The 19,832-nt window shown below is 69.1% G+C and carries 19 protein-coding genes and 1 pseudogene; 12 read left to right on the top strand and 8 right to left on the bottom strand.

Features of this window, described 5'->3' with window-relative positions; translation table 11 throughout:
• Nucleotides 1-65: 65 nt before the first annotated feature.
• Genes AMK58_RS03185 through AMK58_RS03165 form a run of 5 tightly spaced genes read right to left on the bottom strand, consistent with a single transcriptional unit; the run spans nucleotide 66 to nucleotide 4,852 of the window.
• Nucleotides 66-848, bottom strand: a complete 783-nt coding sequence (locus AMK58_RS03185) for a short-chain dehydrogenase/reductase (protein ID WP_035675678.1) — start codon at nucleotides 846-848, stop codon at nucleotides 66-68.
• 27 nt (nucleotides 849-875) lie between these two features.
• Complete coding sequence (locus tag AMK58_RS03180; protein WP_137165181.1) at nucleotides 876-2,366, bottom strand: amidase; 1,491 nt, start codon at nucleotides 2,364-2,366, stop codon at nucleotides 876-878.
• A 5-nt stretch (nucleotides 2,367-2,371) separates the two neighbouring features.
• Complete coding sequence (locus AMK58_RS03175; protein WP_051140359.1) at nucleotides 2,372-2,797, bottom strand: nuclear transport factor 2 family protein; 426 nt, start codon at nucleotides 2,795-2,797, stop codon at nucleotides 2,372-2,374.
• A 25-nt stretch (nucleotides 2,798-2,822) separates the two neighbouring features.
• Nucleotides 2,823-3,611 (bottom strand): enoyl-CoA hydratase, encoded by a 789-nt coding sequence (locus AMK58_RS03170; RefSeq protein WP_035675693.1) that lies wholly within the window; start codon nucleotides 3,609-3,611, stop codon nucleotides 2,823-2,825.
• Nucleotides 3,611-4,852 (bottom strand): CaiB/BaiF CoA transferase family protein, encoded by a 1,242-nt coding sequence (locus AMK58_RS03165; protein ID WP_059398611.1) that lies wholly within the window; start codon nucleotides 4,850-4,852, stop codon nucleotides 3,611-3,613. Before AMK58_RS03165 ends, AMK58_RS03170 begins: the two co-directional genes overlap by 1 nt.
• Before the next feature lie 258 nt (nucleotides 4,853-5,110).
• Between AMK58_RS03165 and AMK58_RS03160 the strand changes: the two genes are divergently transcribed.
• Complete coding sequence (locus tag AMK58_RS03160; RefSeq protein WP_035675695.1) at nucleotides 5,111-6,016, top strand: LysR family transcriptional regulator; 906 nt, start codon at nucleotides 5,111-5,113, stop codon at nucleotides 6,014-6,016.
• Nucleotides 6,017-6,340: 324 nt separating this feature from the next.
• Here the strand turns inward: AMK58_RS03160 and AMK58_RS03155 are convergent, their stop codons facing one another.
• Both AMK58_RS03155 and AMK58_RS30280 read right to left on the bottom strand, forming a co-directional pair.
• Nucleotides 6,341-8,071, bottom strand: coding sequence for a hypothetical protein (locus AMK58_RS03155; RefSeq protein WP_051140360.1), 1,731 nt, complete (start codon nucleotides 8,069-8,071; stop codon nucleotides 6,341-6,343).
• A 94-nt stretch (nucleotides 8,072-8,165) separates the two neighbouring features.
• Nucleotides 8,166-8,654, bottom strand: a complete 489-nt coding sequence (locus AMK58_RS30280) for a hypothetical protein (protein WP_155903507.1) — start codon at nucleotides 8,652-8,654, stop codon at nucleotides 8,166-8,168.
• 73 nt (nucleotides 8,655-8,727) lie between these two features.
• Here AMK58_RS30280 and AMK58_RS03145 point away from each other — a divergent pair, with 73 nt between their 5' ends.
• The 10 genes from AMK58_RS03145 to AMK58_RS03100 are packed head-to-tail and all read left to right on the top strand — an operon-like array spanning nucleotide 8,728 to nucleotide 18,719.
• Complete coding sequence (locus tag AMK58_RS03145; protein WP_079285127.1) at nucleotides 8,728-9,729, top strand: formylglycine-generating enzyme family protein; 1,002 nt, start codon at nucleotides 8,728-8,730, stop codon at nucleotides 9,727-9,729.
• A gap of 10 nt (nucleotides 9,730-9,739) precedes the next feature.
• On the top strand, nucleotides 9,740-10,750 hold the full coding sequence (locus tag AMK58_RS03140) for an HAD family hydrolase (protein ID WP_035675699.1): 1,011 nt from the start codon (nucleotides 9,740-9,742) through the stop codon (nucleotides 10,748-10,750).
• A gap of 2 nt (nucleotides 10,751-10,752) precedes the next feature.
• On the top strand, nucleotides 10,753-11,724 hold the full coding sequence (locus tag AMK58_RS03135) for an AAA family ATPase (RefSeq protein WP_035675709.1): 972 nt from the start codon (nucleotides 10,753-10,755) through the stop codon (nucleotides 11,722-11,724).
• Between the two features lie 10 nt (nucleotides 11,725-11,734).
• Nucleotides 11,735-12,697: a DUF58 domain-containing protein gene (locus AMK58_RS03130; RefSeq protein WP_051140361.1), complete on the top strand. Its 963-nt coding sequence runs from the start codon at nucleotides 11,735-11,737 to the stop codon at nucleotides 12,695-12,697.
• Nucleotides 12,697-13,167 carry a DUF4381 domain-containing protein gene (locus AMK58_RS03125; protein WP_035675700.1) on the top strand — a complete coding sequence of 157 codons (471 nt, stop codon included), beginning with the start codon at nucleotides 12,697-12,699 and terminating at the stop codon, nucleotides 13,165-13,167. The genes AMK58_RS03130 and AMK58_RS03125 overlap by 1 nt, the downstream gene beginning before the upstream one ends.
• 4 nt (nucleotides 13,168-13,171) lie before the next feature.
• Nucleotides 13,172-14,185: a VWA domain-containing protein gene (locus AMK58_RS03120; protein WP_104675376.1), complete on the top strand. Its 1,014-nt coding sequence runs from the start codon at nucleotides 13,172-13,174 to the stop codon at nucleotides 14,183-14,185.
• Nucleotides 14,182-15,096: a VWA domain-containing protein gene (locus AMK58_RS03115; protein ID WP_035675702.1), complete on the top strand. Its 915-nt coding sequence runs from the start codon at nucleotides 14,182-14,184 to the stop codon at nucleotides 15,094-15,096. Before AMK58_RS03120 ends, AMK58_RS03115 begins: the two co-directional genes overlap by 4 nt.
• Nucleotides 15,093-15,737, top strand: coding sequence for a hypothetical protein (locus AMK58_RS03110; protein ID WP_059398610.1), 645 nt, complete (start codon nucleotides 15,093-15,095; stop codon nucleotides 15,735-15,737). Before AMK58_RS03115 ends, AMK58_RS03110 begins: the two co-directional genes overlap by 4 nt.
• Nucleotides 15,734-16,990: a BatD family protein gene (locus AMK58_RS03105; RefSeq protein WP_051140362.1), complete on the top strand. Its 1,257-nt coding sequence runs from the start codon at nucleotides 15,734-15,736 to the stop codon at nucleotides 16,988-16,990. The genes AMK58_RS03110 and AMK58_RS03105 overlap by 4 nt, the downstream gene beginning before the upstream one ends.
• Before the next feature lie 55 nt (nucleotides 16,991-17,045).
• Nucleotides 17,046-18,719, top strand: a complete 1,674-nt coding sequence (locus AMK58_RS03100; RefSeq protein WP_059398609.1) for an arylsulfatase — start codon at nucleotides 17,046-17,048, stop codon at nucleotides 18,717-18,719.
• Nucleotides 18,720-18,888: 169 nt separating this feature from the next.
• On the opposite strand, the pseudogene AMK58_RS31215 reads toward AMK58_RS03100, so the two are convergent.
• A pseudogene (locus AMK58_RS31215) lies at nucleotides 18,889-19,086 on the bottom strand (ISL3-like element ISAzs13 family transposase); the annotation flags it as partial.
• 192 nt (nucleotides 19,087-19,278) lie between these two features.
• On the opposite strand from AMK58_RS31215, the gene AMK58_RS03095 reads away from it, so the two are divergent.
• The gene (locus tag AMK58_RS03095; protein WP_035683564.1) at nucleotides 19,279-19,803 is read left to right on the top strand and encodes an RNA polymerase sigma factor; all 525 of its coding nucleotides are present in this window, start codon (nucleotides 19,279-19,281) and stop codon (nucleotides 19,801-19,803) included.
• Nucleotides 19,804-19,832 lie beyond the last annotated feature (29 nt).

Here is a 19,832-nt window from a genome sequence, read left to right as displayed (position 1 = left end):
ATCGTTGGCCCTTTTCCGGGCGCTGCCCCTGTGTGCGGTCCTGCCGCGTCGTCGTCCGGTTCGGTTCAGGCGCTGCGGTTGCTGGCCCCTCCGTCCACCGTCACGATGGTGCCGCTGACGTAGCCGGCCCGCGGCGAGGCCAGGAAGGTCACCACGTCCGCCACCTCGCGCGGGGTGCCCATCCGTCCGAACGGCAGGCCGAGGGCGCGCTCCACCTCCGGCCAGCGCTCGGCGTCGCCGTGCCTTTGCGCGCTGAAGGTCCGCATCATCGTCACGGCGCGGTCGGTGGCGGTCATGCCGGGGTTGACGCCGACCACCCGCAACCCGGCGTCCGGCGCCCGCGCGCCGAGCGCCCGGGTGAACGCCATCAGGCCGGCGTTGCCGGTGGTGCCGGCGATATAGGCGGCGTTCGGCCGTTCGCCGGCGGTGCCGATGACGTTGACGATGACGCCGCGGCCGCGCTCGCTCATGGCGGCGTAGAACAGCCGGCACAGCGCGATGTAGCCGAACACCTTCAGCTCCCAGGCGCCACGCCACAGCTCGTCGGAGACCTCGCCGATCTCGCCGCCCGGAATGGCGCCGGCGTTGTTGACCAGGATGTCGGCGCCGGCCCAGTCCGCCGCCAGGGCCTGCCGGGCCCGCTCGTCGGCCATGTCCGTGGGCACCGCCGCCGCGGCGACGCCGAAGCGCGCGGACAGGGTCGCCGCCAGCTCCTCCAGCTCCGCGGACCCGCGGGCCACCAGCGTGAGGTCGCAACCTTCCCCGGCGAGGGATTCGGCGACGGCGCGGCCGATGCCCTTGCTGGCCCCGGTGACCACCGCGCGCTTGCCCTTCAGGTCGAGATCCATGTCAGTCCTTCCATGTCCGTCCTCCCCTCACGCCACCTTGTAGCCGGTCGTGCCCGTTTCCCCGTGTTCGGGTGGCCGCCACGCGGTGTCCACCTGCGGACGGCGGACATGCTCGGGGCGCGCCTGCGCGAAGGCCGCGGCCGCTTCCAGCGCGCGGTCGTCGCGCAGGCGCCGGCCGACGATCTGGACGCCCACCGGCAGCCCCGCCGACGTGAAGCCGCAGGGGACCGCCACCACCGGCAGCCCGGTGACGGAGAAGGCGTAGGTGCCGAGGAACACGTCGTAGAAGCGCTCCAGCGGCCGTCCGGCGATCTCGGTCGGCAGGGGCCGGTCGAGGTCGAACGCCGCGATCCCCACCGAGGGGGCGATGATGTGGTCGAAACGCTCCAGCACCCGCCGCACCCGGTGCCAGTAGTCGCCGCGCAGCCGCTCCGCCGCGGCCACCTCGCGCACCGAGCGCTTGAGCGCGTCCTCGATCTGGTTGACCAGCGGCACCGTCATCTCCGCCCGGTGGGCGTCGAGCAGGTCCGCATAGCGCCCGACCATGCCGAACGCCCGCGTTCCCATGACGATCTCGCGCAGGCCGCCCACGTCGAAGCCGGCGGCGAGGTCGCCGCTCTCGACGACGCAGCCGAGGTCTTCGAAGGCGAGCGCGGCGGCGCGGGCCAGCCGCGCCACCTCCGGATCCGTCGGCACCAGCCCGCCGAAATCCTCGACGTAGAGGATCCGCCGGCCGCGCACGGTGTCGGTGCGCCGGGCGGCGGCGGCGAGGTCCATGCCGTCGTCGGGCAGCGAAGCGGGGTCGCGGTCGTCCGGTCCCGCCATCGCGGCGAGCATCAGCCCGGCGTCCTCGACGTTGCGGGTCAGCGGGCCCTGAACGTGCTCGACCAGGGTGTCCCAGGCGAAGGCGCTGGGGTACACCGGGACGCGACCCGGCGTCGGGCGGACGCCGACGATGCCGTTGAAGGCGGCCGGCACGCGGATCGACCCGCCAAGGTCGGTGCCGATGCCGATCGGCGCCATGCCGGCGGCGACGGCGGCGCCCGTCCCGCCGCTCGACCCGCCGGAGGTCGCGTCGAGCCGCCACGGGTTGCGCGTCGTGCCGAACAGCGCGTTGGTGGTGTTCACGTCGTGCGCGAACTCCGGCGCGTTGGTCTTGCCGAGCAGCACCGCGCCGGCGCGGCGCAGCCGCTCCACGGCCACCGCGTCCTCGGCGGGCACGAAGTCCCGGCGCAGCCGCGAGCCGTAGGTGGTGCGCAGGCCGGCGGTGTCGATGTTGTCCTTGACGACGAAGGGCACGCCCTCCAGCGGCCGCGGCGCGGCGCCGGAGGCCAGATGGGCATCGCAGGCGTCGGCCTCGGCGAGCGCCGCTGAATTGAGGGTGCACACGGCGTTGACCACGCCGTTCACCGCCTCGGTGCGGGCGAGGAACGCCTCGGCCACGGCGCGGGCCGACAGTTGGCGGTTGCCCACCGCCCGCGCGAGGTCCGCCGCTCCCATGGTCAGGATGTCGTCCATCGCCGTCACCTCCGCGTCCAAGTGCTGGCGTCCATGGTCAGGAGCCGGCGGCGGAACCGCCAGGTGCCGCCGTCGAGCACGATGTCGTCCTCGTACACCCCGCAGTCGCCGATGGCCGGCAGTTCGCCCGACGGACCGTTGAAGGCCATCAGGTAGCAGCGGCCGCGCACCGAGCCGTCGTCGCGCCGTTCCAGCAGCAGGTTGCCGTTCCAGTGCCGCCGGTAGCCCTGCCGGGTGGCGAGGTCGCGCACCTTGTGCCCGTGCAGCGCGGCCCGGCCGGCGATGCGCAGCTCGTGCGGCATCAGCTCCAGCACCCCGTCCGCCGTGAAGCAGTCGGCGTAGCCGTCGGGGTCGCCGAGGTCGCTGCACAGGTTGTACCGGCTGTACAGACCGCCGATCTCGAAGGCCTCCTGGGCCGAAAGCTCGCTCATCCGACGTCCCTCTCCCGTTGTTCGTTCAGACCCCGCGGAAGCTGGGCTCCCGCTTTTCCTTGAACGCCGCCTGACCCTCGCGGTAGTCGTCGCTGCCCAGGCAGGCCCGCACCAGCGCGTCGACGGCGGCGGTGTCGCGCTCCGCCGCCGGGCGTGCCAGCTCGACCAGGGCGCGCTTGACCGCGCGCAGGGTGAGCGGGGCGTTGCCGCCGATGGTGGTCACCAGATCCTCGACCGCCGCGTCGGCCTCGGCGGCGCCGAACAGGCGCCCGACGAGGCCCAGGCGCCGCGCCTCCTCCGCGTCGACCGTGCGGGCGGTGAACAGCAGGTCGGCCGTCGCCGAGGCGCCGAGGCGCGCCGTCACCAGCTCGACGTTGGAAAACGTGTAGCCCAGGCCCAACCGCGCCGCCGGGATGCGGAACCGGGCGTCCGCGGCGGCGACGCGGAGATCGCAGCTCAAGGCGATGCCGACGCCGCCGCCGAAGCAGGCGCCGCGGACATAGGCGACGGTCGGCTTTCCGGCGGCGAACAACGCCGCCTGAGCCGCCTCGACCGCGGCGTCGTAGACCCGCCCCTCGGCCTCGCCGCTGCGCTTCTCGGAGAATTGCGAGATGTCGGCCCCGGCGCAGAAGGCGGCGTCACCGGCCCCGCGCAGCAGGATGACGCGCACCTCCGGGTCCGCCTCGGCGCGGCGCACCAGATCCGGCAGCGCCGACCACATGTCGAGCGTCATGGCGTTGCGGCGCGCCGGGTTGTCGATGGTCAGCCGGGCGACCGGGCCGGTGGTCCGGTATCGGAGCGACGGCGCGTCCATCAGATCACCCGCCGGCTGCGGAAATCGGCGACCTCCTGCGGCGTGTAGCCGAGGCCGCCGAGGATGTCGTCGGTGTGCGCTCCGGCCTCCGGCGTGGGGGCGGCGATGCCGGCCGGGGTGCGCGACAGCACCACCGGTTGGCCGACCAGCCGGATGGCGCCGCGGCGCGGGTGCTGCACCGGCACCGCCATGCCCAGATGCTCGACCTGCGGGTCGGCGAACACCTCGTCCATCCGGTTGACCGGCCCGGCCGGCACACCGTGCGCGGTGAAGGCGTCCAGCCACTCGCGCGACGGGCGCTCCGCCAGGATGGCGCCGAGTTCGGCGTTGAGCTGCGGCCGGTTGGCCAGACGGTCGGGTTCGCTGCGGAATTCGGGCCGCTCGGCGAGGGTCGGATGCCCGATGGCGCGGCACAGGCGGCGCCACAAATCCTCGCCGGAGGCGCCGATGTTGATGAAGCCGTCCGCCGTCCGGTACAGACCCATGGGGGTCGAGGTGGGGTGGTCGTTGCCCGCCTGCTCCGGCACCACGCCATCGATGAGGTAGCGGGCGGCCTGGAAGTCGAGCAGGGCGATCTGGCTCTGCAGCAGCGACGTCTGCACCCACTGCCCCTCACCGGAGTCTCCGCGCTCGGCCAGCGCGATCAGGATGCCGACGACGGCGTAGAGGCCGGAGGCGCTGTCGGCGATGGCGACGCCGGCGCGCACCGGCCCCTGGCCGGGCAGCCCGGTGAGCCACATCAGCCCGCCCATGCCCTGGGCGATCTGGTCGAAGCCGCCGCGGTCGCGGTACGGGCCGGTCTGCCCGAAGCCGGAGATGGAGGCCAGGACGATGCGCGGGTTGATCGCCCGCAGCGTCTCGTAGTCCATGCCCAGGCGGTGCTTGACGTCGGGGCGGTAGTTCTCGACCACGACGTCCGCGGTGCGGACGAGGCGGCCGAGGATGGCCTTGCCCTCGGGCGTCTTGAGGTTGAGCGACAGCGAGCGCTTGTTGCGGTGGAGGTTCTGCATGTCGTAACCGTCGCGCGGCCCATTCATGCCATCGTTCGGGTCGGCCCCGGCCGGCGCCTCGATCTTGATCACGTCGGCACCGAAGTCGGCGAGGACGCGGCAGCAGGTCGGACCGGCCCGCACCCGCGTCAGGTCCAGCACGCGGAGGTTCGCCAAGGCGTCCGACGCCACCGGCCGGTCGCCGACCGGACCGGTGCCGGTTCGTTCATGGGGGGTACTCGACGCGGCCATGTATGATCGCCCTCGTTTCCATCCCTGCCCGTGCACCCGGCCGCCGCTTGGGGGCCAAAGTGCGCTCTGGAAGAAACGGTATCATTTGTTTGTTTCGTAAACGAATTAGATTTCCCCGTAGTCAGCCTTCGCGGAATTCGAAGGCGGAAGCGCCGTTGCACCGGTGTCGGCGCTGCTGCACACTGGTTGCCTGCGGAATCGGACAAGGCGGCCCGTCGAAAGCCGCCACTGAGATCCTTAAGCGGGAAGGGGCGGCGGATGGTACGGCACGATGTCCAGACGTTGCTGCTGTTCCTGCGGGTGTGCGAAACGAAGAGCATCACGCGCGCCGCCAGCCAGTCGAACCTCGCCTTGTCGGCGGCGAGCCGGCGCGTGAGGCTCCTGGAGGATGGCTGCGGCACCGCGCTGCTGCACCGGCTTCCCTACGGCGTGGAGCCGACCCCGGCGGGGCTGGCGGTGCTGCGCTACGCGCGCGGGGTGTTGGGGATGAACCAGCAGCTCGACGCCGAATTGGCCGACTACCGTGCCGGTGTACGGGGGTCCGTGCGGGTGTTCGCCAGCAGCTCGGCGCTGGTGCAGCGGCTGGCCGGCGACCTGTCCGCCTTCGCCCGCGCCTTCCCCTCGATCCGTCTGGAGCTGCAGGAGCGCCCGAGTGTCGAGATCGTCGAGGCGCTCTACCAGAAGGAAACCGACATCGGCATCATCGTGCGCGGTGGTGACCTGTGGCAGCTCCGCACCCGGATGTACGCCGAAGACCGCCTGGCCATCGTTGTGCCATCCGATCATCCTTTGGCCCAGGGCGGCCCGGTCGCCTTCGCGTCGGTTCTCAAGGAAGAACTCGTCACGCTCGATCATGCAACCGCCGTGCACCGGCTTGTGACCGATCAGGCGCGCCGCAGCGGGCAGACCCCGAGGGTGCGTGTGCAGGTCCGCAGTTTCGAGGCCATGTGCCAGATGGTGCTGCACGGGCTGGGTCTGGGCATCCTGCCGGAATTGGCGGCGCAGCCGCTGGTGGCCGCCTTCGGGCTGACGCTCTTGCTGCTCGACGAACCGTGGGCACGGCGGGAGCTGGCCATCTGCACCCGCGCCGGGGACGAGTTGGACGCGTCGGCGCAGCGCCTGATCGACTTCCTGGTGACCTGCACCGGGGCCGCGAGCAGCTGACGGCACCGCCAAGCCCACGGTGGCGGATTGGAAGGAGGGCGGGATGACGGGCGCCGCGCCAGACGACCCGCCCGCTCCATCGCGGAAGGAGCGTTGATGCCTGGATGGTGGCCATGGCGGTCGACACGGCGCCCGATCCCCATCTCCGCGCGTTCTGTTGGAAACACTGGATCTGATCGGTTTCTTCGACGCGGTGACGGGAGCTGAGGATGAACCAAGCAAGCCAGGAGGTTCCTCGCGGTGCCGGCCCGAAGGACGATATAGCCGTCTATAGGTCATGTATTCTGCAACTAAAGAATATATAATGATGCATTCCCAGTAAATTTACCGCGCCTCCACAAGGGAATTTGATTCGTTTAGTCCTTTCATCAGCGCGTCGACGATCTCCTCGGTCGCACCGTTCAGGCGGAAGTAGGCCGCAGGGTCGCGGGCCAAGGTGCCAAAGGTCGCCATTTGGGCCAGAGCCTTTTGCGCGCCCTCACGATTTCCCAGCGCACCCTGGGCAATCGCGATCAGCGCTTGGCTGACGCCCAGTCCGCTCGTGGCCGATCGTTCCGCGGCCTCAAGCGCTTCCGCGTGACGCCCCTGCAGATACAGGTCGATCGCGATCAGATGATAGTACCACCCGGGCGGGTTGACGGTTCGCTCGATCGCCTGCTTGAGCATCGGGATGCCTTCGTCGAATTTGCCCCGAACGGCCAAACGCCATCCAAGCTGCGCAAGTGTGTCCGGATCGTTGGGGTTGCGCTCCACGGCCCGCCGGGCGAGGCGCTCGCTCTCTTCATAATGCCCCATGTAATGGCTGATGGAGGAAAGCGCCTTGAGCGCCAGCGTGTTGTCGGGCTCCATGGCCACCGCTCGCGACGCTGCCTGAAAGGCCAGTTCATATTCCCTCTGGCGCGAGGCGGGTTCGAGGCTACCCAAACGGGCGTGATCGAGGTGAAGCCAACCAAGCATGGCCCAGGCTTCGCTGAAGGCAGGGTCGCGCCGCACCGACTCCTCCAGACACTGACGCACCGGCGCGATTTCGCTTCGCGAAAAATTACGGCGGTAAATATAGGCGCGCTGCACGCAGAGATAACTCTGCACGCTGGATACAGCCGGCGTCTTCTCCCGCAGGAGGTCCCGATTCACGACGCCGTAAGGCTGGCCGAGGATCGTCGCGATCTCGCCGGCCAAGTCCCGCTGCGCACGGATCAGGGCGCCGGGCGTCAACTGGCGATCGTAGGAGCCGGCCCACAGGACTTGACCGGTCGTGGTGTTGGAGAGCTGAGCCGAGACGCGTACATGCTCGCCTTCGGCACGTACGCTGCCACGGACGACATAGGCCGCGTCCGAATCACGGTCGGTGGCCCTCGGCCCGGTCACGGCTGTGCCGCCCGTACCGAGGGGCATGACATAGAGCCGGAATCCCGGAAAGCGGATCAGGTTGCCGATGAGATCCTGGGCGAGACCGTTGGCGAGGCTGTGCGCAATATCCTCATCTCCGAAGGCATCGAAGGGCATGACCATCAGAGCGGGCCCATGTGTCGACCCTGATGAGGCGGATCGCTGCTCCCCGTCCCTCAACAGGCCGGCCATGACCCCAAGCAACATGGAAAGGAGGAGTGTGGCGGCGATCCCGATGGTCCGCGGGGTAAGGTGTGCGGCCAAGGTTGGCGGCTGAGATAGGGAACGTGCCGACGCAGCACCGGCGTCGCTCGGGTCGATAGCGGTGGATGTGGCGGCGGCGATCTCCGTGCGTTCGAAGCGCGGGACATAGGAACCTTTCGGGATCGAAATGCGGACGGCGTTGTTCCGTCCCGCCGCGACGTAATAGGAATCGAGATCGCGTCGAAGGCGTCCGGCTTCGAGGCGCACGACCGGATCGGTTTGGGGATCGAAACGGTCATCACGACCGAACACGCCGACCGCGATGGTGAAGCCTTTCAAGGTGTCGGCGTGCCCAGCCAGCGTCTCGTCGACGATGAACCGCAGAAAATCGCGCCGCCTCTGGCTGCTCTCGAACGCCGTGCTCGAAAGAATGGCCGCCAGTTCCGCCCGCACCTCGTCCACGGTCGGAGAATTGGGAAGAAGAGGATCGAAAGTGACGGGATGCCGACGAGGCATGAGCTGCGCCTTGATCCAAAACGCCCCGGCGGAGCGGGAATCAACCTAGCCAGCCCGAAACACCGGCGTAAAGACGGGATTCCGGGGCACTGCCGCATAAATGGGCTGTCCGGACCCACTCTCCCGTTCGTACGCCTTCCGTCAGGCAGCGGCAGGGTACGTACAGGTTCGTACTTCCGATCACCGCCACGGCTGGAATGATGGCCATCGGATCGATCGCCGGAGCCTTTTCCATCGGAAAGCTGCGCGGTGAACCGATCAGGCTTCGTCGGAGCTTGGGCGACACGACATGGAGCAGTTCCGTTCCATCATCGAGCGGCTTCCGCAACGCGAACTGGACATTCGCCGGCGGTACGGCCGCGACGCGCAATTCCGGACGGTCTGTGCGGACCATGAGGAAGCGACGGCGGCGTTTCGCCATTGGCGCAGCCTTGCCGAACAGGCGGGACGGAAGGCCGAGGAGTACACCGGCATCCTTCAGGAATTGGAAGCCGAGGTCCTGAACCGGCTTGGCCGTCCGCCGCCGCAAGGATGACCCGTTCCGACAGCCCACCACCGATGCATTGACGCAGTGTCCAGTGTTCAAAGCGGGAGGACAGCTCATGCGACATCTCACGAGACACGGTTCGCGGATCGCCTCCGGCCGTGCCTCCAAGGTTCGTCGCGGGCTTCCCGATGCCCCGATGCTCTGGATCGAAGGCGGTGCGTTCCACATGGGTTCGGACCGGCACTACCCCGAGGAACGTCCTGTTCACCGCGTTCGGGTCGACGGCTTGTTCATGGACGAGACGCCGGTCACCAACGCCCAGTTCCGAGCGTTCGTCGAGGCGACGGGCCACGTCACCGTCGCCGAGATTCCGCCGAACCCGAAGGACTATCCCGGCGCGCTGCCTCACATGCTGAAGGCCGGCTCGCTGGTCTTTTCCCCGCCCGATCACCCCGTCGACCTGCGCAACTGGGGCCAGTGGTGGACCTTCCGTTTCCGCGCCAACTGGCGCCAGCCCTATGGTCCCGGCTCCTCCATCAAGGGGCTCGACGACCATCCGGTGGTCCATGTCGCCTATGCCGACGCGGACGCCTACGCGACCTGGGCGGGCAAGGACCTTCCGACGGAGGCCGAGTGGGAGTTCGCCGCGCGGGGCGGTCTCGACGGCGCTGAATACGCCTGGGGCGACGCGTTGAACCCCGAGGGGAGGCAGTTGGCCAACACCTGGCAAGGCGAGTTCCCTCACCAGAACCTCGCCCTCGACGGCTTCGAGCGGACCTCGCCGGTCCGATCCTTCCAGCCCAACGGCTATGGCCTCTACGACATGATCGGCAATGTCTGGGAATGGACGGCGGACTTCTGGACGACGCGCCATCCCGACGACGCGCCCAAGGCGTGCTGCGTGCCGATCAACCCGCGCGGCGGGGCCATGGAAGCGAGCTACGACCCCAACCAACCCGCCATCCGCATTCCCCGCAAGGTGCTGAAGGGCGGTTCGCATCTCTGCGCCCCCAACTATTGCCGGCGTTACCGCCCGGCGGCCCGCCATGCCGAGCCGGTCGACACCTCGACCAGCCATGTCGGATTCCGCTGCGTGCGCCGCGTCCCGAACGGGTGAGGTGCCTGCCATGCTCAACGCAGCCGGTGTCCTCGCGCGCCAGATGACGCTCATCACCGTTCTCACCCTTGCGCTCGTCGCGTCCGCGCGTGCCCAGACCGACCCGCTGCCCTCGTGGAACGAAGGCGCGGCGAAGGCCGCGATCGTCGGTTTCGTCGGTCGGGTGACCCGCGAGGGAGGGGCCGACTTCGTGCCCGTCGAGGAACGCATCGCGACCTTCGACAACGACGGCACGCTGTGGTCCGAGCAGCCCATGTATGTCCAGGCCGCCTTCGCCATGGACCGCGTCAAGGCGATGGCGGGCGACCATCCGGAGTGGAAGGACCGGCCGGCGCTCAAGGCGCTGCTGGACGGCGACCATGCCGCCCTGGCCGCCCTGGGAGAAAAGGGCGTCCTCCAGATCATCGCCGCCACCCACAGCGGCATGACGGTCTCCGCGTTCGAGAGGGCGGTGCGGGACTGGGTTCGGGCCGCGCGCCACCCCCGCTTCGACCGCCCCTACAACGAGATGGTCTATCAGCCGATGCTCGAACTGCTCGCCTATCTGCGGGCGAACGGCTTCAAGACCTTCATCGTCTCGGGCGGCGGCGTCGAGTTCATGCGGGCCTGGGCGCCGGACGCCTACGGCATCCCCCCGGAGCAGATCGTCGGCTCCTCGGGCAAGACCGAGTTCCGCCTCGACGGCGATCAGGCGTCCCTCGTCAAGCTCCCCGAGATCGAGTTCGTCGACGACGGGGCGGGGAAGCCGGTCGGCATCAACCATGTCATCGGTCGCCGGCCGGTCTTCGCGGCGGGCAACTCGGACGGCGACCTGCAGATGCTGCAATGGACCACGCTGAACGCCGGCCCGCGGTTCGGAGTGATCGTCCACCACACCGACGACGGGCGAGAGTGGGCCTACGACCGCAGTTCGCCGGTCGGGCGGCTCGACAGGGCGCTCGACGAAGCGCCGAGGCGCGGCTGGACGGTCGTGAACATGAAGACGGACTGGAAGGTCGTCTTTCCTTTCGAGAAGCAATGACCATGCCGGCGCTCGACTCCATTCTCGAGATCCAGAGGCGCGTCAACCGCTCCGTCATCGGCCAGGAGCGGGTGGTCGAGCGCCTCATCATCGCCCTGCTCGCCAACGGCAATGTGCTGCTGGAAGGACTGCCGGGCCTTGCCAAGACACGCGCGATCAAGAGCCTGTCCCAGGCGCTGGTGAGCGAGTTCAGCCGCATCCAGTTCACCCCGGACCTGCTGCCCTCCGACGTGACCGGAGGAGACGTCTACGTGTCGGACGCGGACAGTTCCGGCCGCTTCGAATTCCGCCAGGGGCCGATCTTCGGCAACCTCGTTCTGGCCGACGAGATCAATCGCGCCCCCGCCAAGGTGCAGTCGGCGCTGCTCGAAGCGATGGAGGAGCGGCAGGTCACCGTCTCCGGCACGCGCTATCGGCTGCCGGACCTGTTCATGGTCCTGGCCACGCAGAATCCAATCGAGCAGGAAGGGACCTACCCGCTTCCCGAGGCGCAGATGGACCGTTTCCTCATGCATGTGCGGATCGGATATCCAAGCGATGCCGACGAGGCGAAGGTGTTGCGGCTGGTCCGCAGCGAGGAGGCGGGGACGGACGAGGCGCCTCTCCCCAAGATCGCGCAGACGGAAATCTTCGACGCCCGGAAGGAGATCAACGCCGTGCGCATGGTGGAGGCTGTCGAGAGCTACATCGTCGCCCTGGTCGCGGCGACCCGCCGGCCGGCCGAATTCGGCGACCGGTTGAAGGGTTGGATCGCCGTCGGGGCGAGCCCGCGCGGCACGCTCGCGCTCGACCGCGCCGGGCGTGCCCATGCCTGGCTGAAGGGTCGCGACTATGTGACGCCCGAGGATGTCCAGGCCGTCGCCCACGACTGCCTGCGCCACCGCGTCGCGCTCACGTACGAAGCAACGGCGGACGCCAAGCGGGCCGACGACGTCATCGACGAACTCATCCGGCAGGTGGCGGTCGCCGTCTAGGGAGGCTGTCTTGGCAACGCAAGCCCGCACCTACATCACGCTCGACGATCTCCTGCGCCTGCGGCATCGCGCCAAGGGCTTCAGTTTCCTGCCGAAACAGCCGGTGCATTCGCTGCTCGCCGGACGCCATGCCTCACGGCTGAGAGGACGGGGGCTCGAATTCGAGGAACTCCGCCCCTACTATGAAGGCGACGACGTTCGCGCCATCGACTGGCGTGCCACCGCCCGTCTCGGCGCTCCGCAGCTGCGTGTCTACACCGAGGAGCGTGACCGGCCGGTGATCCTCCTGGTGGATCAACGCCTCAGCATGTTCTTCGGCAGCCGGCGGGCGACGAAGTCCGTTGTCGCCGCCGAAGCCGCGGCGCTCGCCGCGTGGCGGGTGACGTCGCTTGGCGATCGCATCGGCGGGATCGTCTTTTCCGAGAACGGCGTGGATGAAATCCGTCCGCGCGCGCGGCAGGCGGCCATCGGCGCGCTGTTCGAGGCGATCGCCCGGCACAACCGGGCGCTCCGCGCCGACGATCCCCGCCCCGCCGACCCGGGCCTGCTCAACATCGCGCTCGCCAAGGCGCTGCGACTGCTGCCGCACGACGGCCTGCTCACGATCCTCACCGACGCTGCGGGGGCGGATGACGAGACGGTGCGGCTGGTGACGCAGGTGACGGCGCACAACGACGTGCTGGTCGTCTTCGTGTTCGATCCGCTGGAGGCCGAACTGCCGGACATCGGCCGCACGGTGATCGCCGAGGGCAGCCGCCAGATCGAAATCGACAGCTCCGCCAGGGGCGTGCGCTCGCGCTTTGCGGACCGCTTCGCACAGCGCCGGGAGGCCGTCGAGAGCGTCTCGCGGCGCCGCGCCATTCCCGTCCTCCCCCTCTCGACCGGGCGCGACACCAGCGAGCAGTTCCGCGAACTGCTCGGACGGCGGCTCGCCCGGTCGGCGGACCCCGTGCGCCGCGCGAGTGCCCCGTGATGGACGATCCGGCCGATCTGTCCCGTCTCGCCGACATCGTGGTGCCGCCGCCCGTGGCATGGTGGCCGCCGGCGCCCGGCTGGTGGATCGTCGTCGCCGCTTCGCTCGGCATCCTCGCCATTCTCGGCACGGCGCTCGTCGCCCGCTGGCGCCGGAACGCCTATCGCCGGGCATCGCTGGCCGAACTGGCCGCCATCGGCACCGTCGACGACCCGGCGAGCGCGGCAGCGGTCTCCGTCATTCTCAAGCGGACAGCGCTGACCGCCTATCCGCGCGACATGGTGGCGAGCCTGACCGGGGCCGGCTGGCTGGCCTTTCTCGACCGAACATCGGGAAGCCAGGACTTTACCAAGGGGCCAGGGACGGGTCTCACCCGCGCGGCCTTCGGCGCTCAGCCCAGTGATGGCGATGGCGATGCGGTCGCCGCCGCCGCGCGCCGTTGGGTGAAACGCCACCGGGTGGAGGGCTGATCCCGTGCCGATCTTCGCCCATCCATGGTTCGCCCTGCTTCTGCCGCTGCCGATGCTGGTCTATTGGCTGCTGCCGCCCCATGAGACCCGCCGCCCGGCCGTCCGGGTGCCGTTCTTCGCGGAACTGGCGCGGCTGACCGGCGCGACGCCCAGCGAGGGGGCGAGCGTCGGCCGGCGCGGCCTATGGCGGACGCTGACGTTGATCGTGTGTTGGCTGCTCGCCCTGCTCGCGTTGATGCGCCCGCAATGGGTGTTGCCGCCCATCCACCACGACCGGCCGGCACGCGATCTCCTGCTGCTGGTCGATTTGTCCGGGTCCATGGAGACCGAGGACTTCACCGACGCGTCGGGGAGGACGGTCAGCCGGCTCGCGGCGGTGAAGCAGGTGCTGGACGATTTCCTCGCCCGCCGCGACGGCGACCGGGCCGGCGTCGTCGTCTTCGGCAACGCGCCCTTCGCGCTGGTGCCCTTCACCACGGACCTGACGCTCGCCCGGCGGATGCTCGCCGAGATGCAGGTCGGGATGGCGGGACCGCGCACCGTCCTGGGCGACGCGATCGGGCTGGGCATCAACCTGTTCGACGCCTCCAAGGCCCCGGCGAAAACCATGATCGCGCTCACCGACGGCAACGACACGGCCAGCCGCGTCCCGCCGTCCGAGGCCGCCCGCATCGCCAAGGACAGGGGGATCGTCATCCACACCGTGGCGGTCGGCGACCCTGCGGCGGCCGGCGAGGAAAAGCTCGACGAGACGGCGCTGAGGGATGTCGCGGCGGCAACCGGCGGAGGGTATTACCGCGCCCTCGACCGCGACGAACTCACCGGCATCTACAGCCGGCTCGACGCGGTCGAGGCCCGCAAGGTCGAGACCGTCTCCTTCCAACCCCGCCTCGAACTCTACTGGCTGCCGCTCGCCGCGCTCGCGCTGTTTTCCATGCTGGCGCAGGCCGTCCGGCTGGTCCGCTGGCCGCGCCGCCGGAGAGCGGAAGCAAAGGCGGACATGGAGGCGACGTCATGACCGAAACGCTCGCCGCCTTTCATTTCCTTCGCCCGGAATGGCTGCTGCTCGCCGTGCCGGCGCTTGCCCTGTGGTGGCTGGAACGGCGGGAAACCGACGCCGCCTCCCGCTGGCGGGCGGTGATGGACCCCGTTCTGCTCGCCCGCCTCACCGTCGGCGGTGACCATCGACGCAGGCTTTCGCCCGGCGACCTGTTGCTTGCGGCTTGGCTGCTCACCGCACTGGCCGTCAGCGGCCCGACATGGCGCCAAGTCCCCTCGCCCTTCGCACAATCGGCGCGCCCGGCGATGGTCGTGCTGAAGGTCACCCCGTCCATGCTTGAACGCGACCTGGCCCCGACCCGGCTCGATCGTGCGCGGGAGAAGATGGCGGACCTGCTGGCCCTGCGCGAGGGGGCACCCACCGGGCTCATCGCCTATGCCGGTTCGGCGCACCTCGTGCTGCCCCCCACCCCCGACGCTTCGGTGGTCGACAGCATGGCCCAGGCGCTGGCGCCGGACGTGATGCCGGTGCAGGGGGACGCGCTGGTGGCCGCCGTGGCACTGGCAAGGACGACGCTGGCGGAGGCGGGACAGGGCGGCTCGGTCGTCGTGTTCGCTGACACGGTACCGGCGCTCAACACGTCCGCAGACGGCGGCCCACCTCTTTTCGTTTTTGCCGCACTGCCGCCCGCGCGGGCCGCGGCCGACCCGGCGTTGCGAACGGCGGCGGCGGCTCTCGACGCGGCGCTCATCATGCCAACCATCGACAACCAGGATATCGAGGGGCTCGCCCGCCGCCTCACCACCGCAGGACCACCGCCCCCCGCGCCGGGGGAAGCGCCGCGCTGGCAGGAGGCCGGATGGTGGCTGACGCCGCTCATCGCGCTGCTGGTGCTGGTCTGGTTCCGCCGCGGATGGGTGCTGGCATGAACACCCGCCGCGCCTTCGCGGTGCTCGGCACCGCCGTCCTCGCCGCCCTCGCCGTCGCGGTGTGGCGCGTCGGCTGGACCGGCCTGTGGGCGAGCCCGGACCAGCATGGGCAGGCGCTTTTCGAACAGGGGCGCTTTCAGGATGCGGCGGCGGCCTTCGCCGATCCGATGTGGCGCGGCGTGGCGCAGACGCGGGACGGCGACTTCAAGGCGGCGGCGGCGACCTTCGCGGCCATCGACACCGCAGAGGGCGCCTACGATCAGGCCAACGCGCTGGTGATGCTCGGCAAGTACGAGGAAGCTGTGGCCCGCTACGACCATGCCCTCGGCCTCCGCCCCGGCTGGCCGCCGGCGGAAGCCAACCGGGAGATCGCGCGGCTGCGGGCGGAGCGGCTGAACGCTCCCGGCGCCGATGCCGGGGACCAGCGCGAGGGCGCCGACCGGATCGTCTACGACAAGGACGCCCGCAACCCGGAGGGCCAGGAGACGCAGGTGGCCGGCGCGCCCATGAGCGACGAGGCTGTGCGCGCGCTGTGGTTGAAGCGGGTGCAGACGAAGCCCGCCGATTTCCTCCGCGCCCGCTTCGCCTACCAGCGTCAGGCGCCGCCCCCGGCGTCCGGGAGACCGGAGGGGCCGCCATGACGCGGGTCGTCCTCGCCCTGCTTTTGCTGTGGCCGGCATTCCCGATCGCCGCGCAGGACTCGCCGGGATCGGACGTTCTGGTCCGCCAGAGCATCAAGCCGGAGTCCGGCGCGGTGATCGGGCAGCATGTGGCGCTGTACGTGGACGTGCTTTTCCGGAATGGGATGCCGCGGCCGCCGCGGGTCAGCCTTCCCGACGCGCCGGGCCTTCAGGCGTTCCGCTTCGAGACGCAGGCCACGACGATACAGGAGAGCATCGGCAACGAATCCTATGTCGGTCAGCGCTTCGAATTCGCGCTCTATCCGCGTCGGGGCGGTGTGTTCGAGTTGCCTCCGGCCGCCGTGACGCTGCTCGACCGGAACGGCGCCGAGACGCGCACGGCCCAGGGGCAGGCGCTGCGCCTCGATGTCGGCGTGCCGCCCGGTGTCGATCCATCGCAGCCCGTGGTCGCGACGCGGGGGCTGACCTTGACGGAGCAATGGGTCCCCGGACAGGACGGCACCTTCAAGGCCGGGGACGCCATCTTGCGCACGATCACGCGCAGCGCCGAGGACGTGCCGGGCCTCGCCATGCGGGACCTTGCCTTTCCCGTGCCGGACGGCGTGCGCGCCTATGCCGATCCGCCCGAGATCGACGATCACAGCAACCGCGGCGCCATCACCGGGCGGCGCACCGACCGCGTCACCTACGTCTTCGAGCGCGGCGGGCACGTCACAATTCCGGCCGTCGCGCAGCCCTGGTGGGATCTGGCCACGCGAACGGTCAGGACGGCGCAGGCGCCCGGCGCCACGATCACCGTGGAAGCGCCATCTGCCACTGCCACCCCGGCCGCTGCCGCCGCACGATCCGAAGGCGGCTGGCTGGCCCGGCACCGCTCCTCGCTGATCGCGGGTGGAGCCTTCCTCGTCGTGCTCGCCTTCGCCGTCGCCGGCTTTCTCCGCCATCGGCGGAGGACGGATGCGGCGGATGAGAGCGCCGCCTTCGCCGCCTTGCGCCGTGCCTGCGCGACGTCCGATGCCGCCGCCGTCTATCACGCCTTCGCGCGGTGGCGGGCCTTTCTGGCACCCGCTGAGCGCGAGGCCGCGAGCCGGGCCGCCATCCGGCTCGACGCCGCCTTGTTCTCAGGGGCTTCGGCGCGTTGGGAGAACCGCGATTCCGTCGAATTCGTCCGTCTCCTCGCGGACATTCGCCGGTCGCATTCCCCACACGCATCGGAGTTTCGGCTGGCACCCCTCAACCCCAGGAGTCCATGACATCGGAAAACGCTCCTCAAGGACTCCGCAAACCCGGAACTCAAAGGAGAATCGCATGCCGAAGAACCAGGAAAGGACCGCGGACAAGACGACCCCGAATGACCACAAGTTGAGCCGCCGTTCCGTTCTGGCGGGCTCGACGGCGCTCGTCGCGGCGGCCGCCGCGGCGTCGCAGGCGACCGCGCAAACCCAGGCTCCGCCTGCGGCGGCACCCGCCGCGGGCGGAGCCGGCGGCAGGCCGCCCAACATCCTCGTGATCTTCGGCGACGACATCGGTGTCTCCCAGATCAGTGCCTACACCATGGGGCTGATGGGTTACCGCACGCCGAACATCGATCGCCTCGCGGCGGAAGGGGCGATCTTCACCGACTCCTATGGCCAGCAAAGCTGCACCGCCGGCCGCGCCTCCTTCATCCTGGGGCAGGAACCGTTCCGCACCGGCCTCCTGACCATCGGCATGCCTGGGGACCCCCACGGCATCACCGACTGGATGCCGACCATCGCCGACGTGATGAAGACGAGAGGTTATGCCACGGGCCAGTTCGGCAAGAACCATCTCGGCGACCAGGATCAGCATCTGCCGACCAACCATGGCTTCGACGAGTTCTTCGGCAATCTCTACCATCTCAACGCCGAGGAGGAGCCGGAAGGCTATTTCTACCCGAAGGACCCCGAATTCCGGAAACAGTTCGGCCCTCGCGGGGTGATCCATTCCCACGCCGACGGCAGGATCGAGGACACCGGGCCGCTGAACACGAAGCGCATGGAGACGGTGGACGAAGAGTTCCTTGCCGCGGCGAAGGACTTCATCGATCGCCAGCACCAGGCGAACAAGCCGTTCTTCGTCTGGTTCAACTCCACCCGCATGCATGTCTTCACCCACCTGAAGCCCGAAAGCCTCGGCAGGACCGGCAAAGGCATCGAGGCGGACGGCATGGCGGAGCATGACGGGCATGTCGGGCAGCTCCTGAAGCAACTCGACGATCTCGGCATCGCGGAGAACACCATCGTCCTCTACACCACCGACAACGGCGCCGAACTCGCCTTGTGGCCGGACGGGGCCATGACACCCTTCCACGGAGAGAAGGGCACCACCTGGGAAGGCGGCATGCGCATTCCCATGCTGGTGCGTTGGCCGGGCGTGGTGAAGCCGGGTTCCCAGGTCAATGAGATCGTGACCTTGATGGACTGGATGCCGACCTTCGCCGCTGCAGCCGGCATTCCCGACCTGAAGGAAAAGATGAGGGCCGGTTTTCAAGCCGGCACCAAGACCTTCAAGGTCCATCTCGACGGCTATGACCTGACGCAATTGCTGAAGGGTGAGGCGAAAACGCCGCCGCGCGACGTGATGTACTATTTCGACCAGGGCGGGAACCTGAATGCGATCCGCTGGAACGACTGGAAACTGAGCTTCGCGATTGCCAGCGAGGGCAACATCGCGACCGCGACGCGCGAGACTCCGAGTTGGGCACAGATCACCAACCTCCGGATGGACCCCTATGAACGGGGACTGCGGGAAGGAGGAGGAGCAACGGAGTTCCTGGGCCGCAACATGTGGCTGCTCGTTCCCATACAGGGAAAGGTCAAGGATTTCTTCGCCGACTTCAGCCAGTTCCCCTATCAGGAGGGCAGCACGCTCAACCCGAGCGGCATCAACTACGGGTTGCTGCGGCAGCAGGCGGCACTCAAGCGTCTTCAGGACGTGGAACGGCTCGCACCGCCCCGGTGAACCTGGACAGATCGACGATGAAAGGGGCGACGCCAAGCGCCCCTTTCATACTGGGAGGGAGGACCCCACCCGAACCCGGCGGATCAAGGCGTTCGCCAAATTCCGCCGTACGCCTCCGGTAAGCACCGCCTTGGCAAAGTAGGGTCCGGCGTCTGAGCAGGCCGTCGGCGGCACGGACCAATCTTAGCAGTGTGTCGCCGCTGACCGGCATGGCCAAACGCTTAGCCAAACGCGCCCCCGGCTCGCCGCCCATGCCGCAGCCAACGTGGCGCTGGATCTCGGCGAGCCGCGCGATCCGGCGCACGCACGGCGCCAGAACACTGGGCAGTCATTCGGCCACGATTTTGAATGGGCAGTCCGAAGGGGCTCCGTGACCAAGGGGCTTTTTTGATAATAAGAATAGTTCGCATTCAAAGCTCGATGCGGCTATACCAGTGTGATCGGTATCCCGGGCGATGGCCACACGGGCGCTGGTTTCTTTGCATCCATCATTCCGCTCATCTGTGAACGACACCCTCCGCCCACCGCTGTTTGACGCCCACCATTCCTGGAACGCCCGATGACGGGTTCCGTAGGCACTTGGGCGCGCAAGATCGCGGAGTTGTTCGATGCGCACCGACTGCGCGTGGAGCGTGCCATCGCGCGGCGCACCGGGGATCCGCAAACGGCGGGCGACCTCGCGCAGGATGCCTTCCTGCGGTTGGCCCGTCTGCCCGATGGCGAGGCGATCCAGAATCCGGCCGGTCTGCTGTATGTGGTGGCCGACCGCGTGGCGCTGGACCATTGCCGGGTGGCCAAGCGCCAGCGCCGGCGTGAGGCCGGTCCACCCGACGAGGCGTTGCCCTCCTCCGGCCCCGGTGCCGACATGGTGGTGGAGCGGAACCAGACCATGGCCCGGCTGCGCGGCGCCATCGATTCCCTGCCGCCCAAAACCCGGGACGTGTTCCTTCTCTACCATGTCGAAGGTTTGTCCTACCGCGCCATTGGGGAACGGCTTGGTATCTCCCCCCGCACGGTGGAGTACCATCTGCGCACGGCGCTGGAGCAGTGCCGCGCGCGCATGAAGCGGCGTCCGCTGCGATGATGGGCGGGGCGAAGGTCCCGGCCGGTCAA

It is taken from the genome of Azospirillum brasilense (assembly GCF_001315015.1).
Lineage (GTDB): Bacteria > Pseudomonadota > Alphaproteobacteria > Azospirillales > Azospirillaceae > Azospirillum > Azospirillum brasilense.
This window is presented reverse-complemented; position numbering and strand designations above follow the sequence as displayed.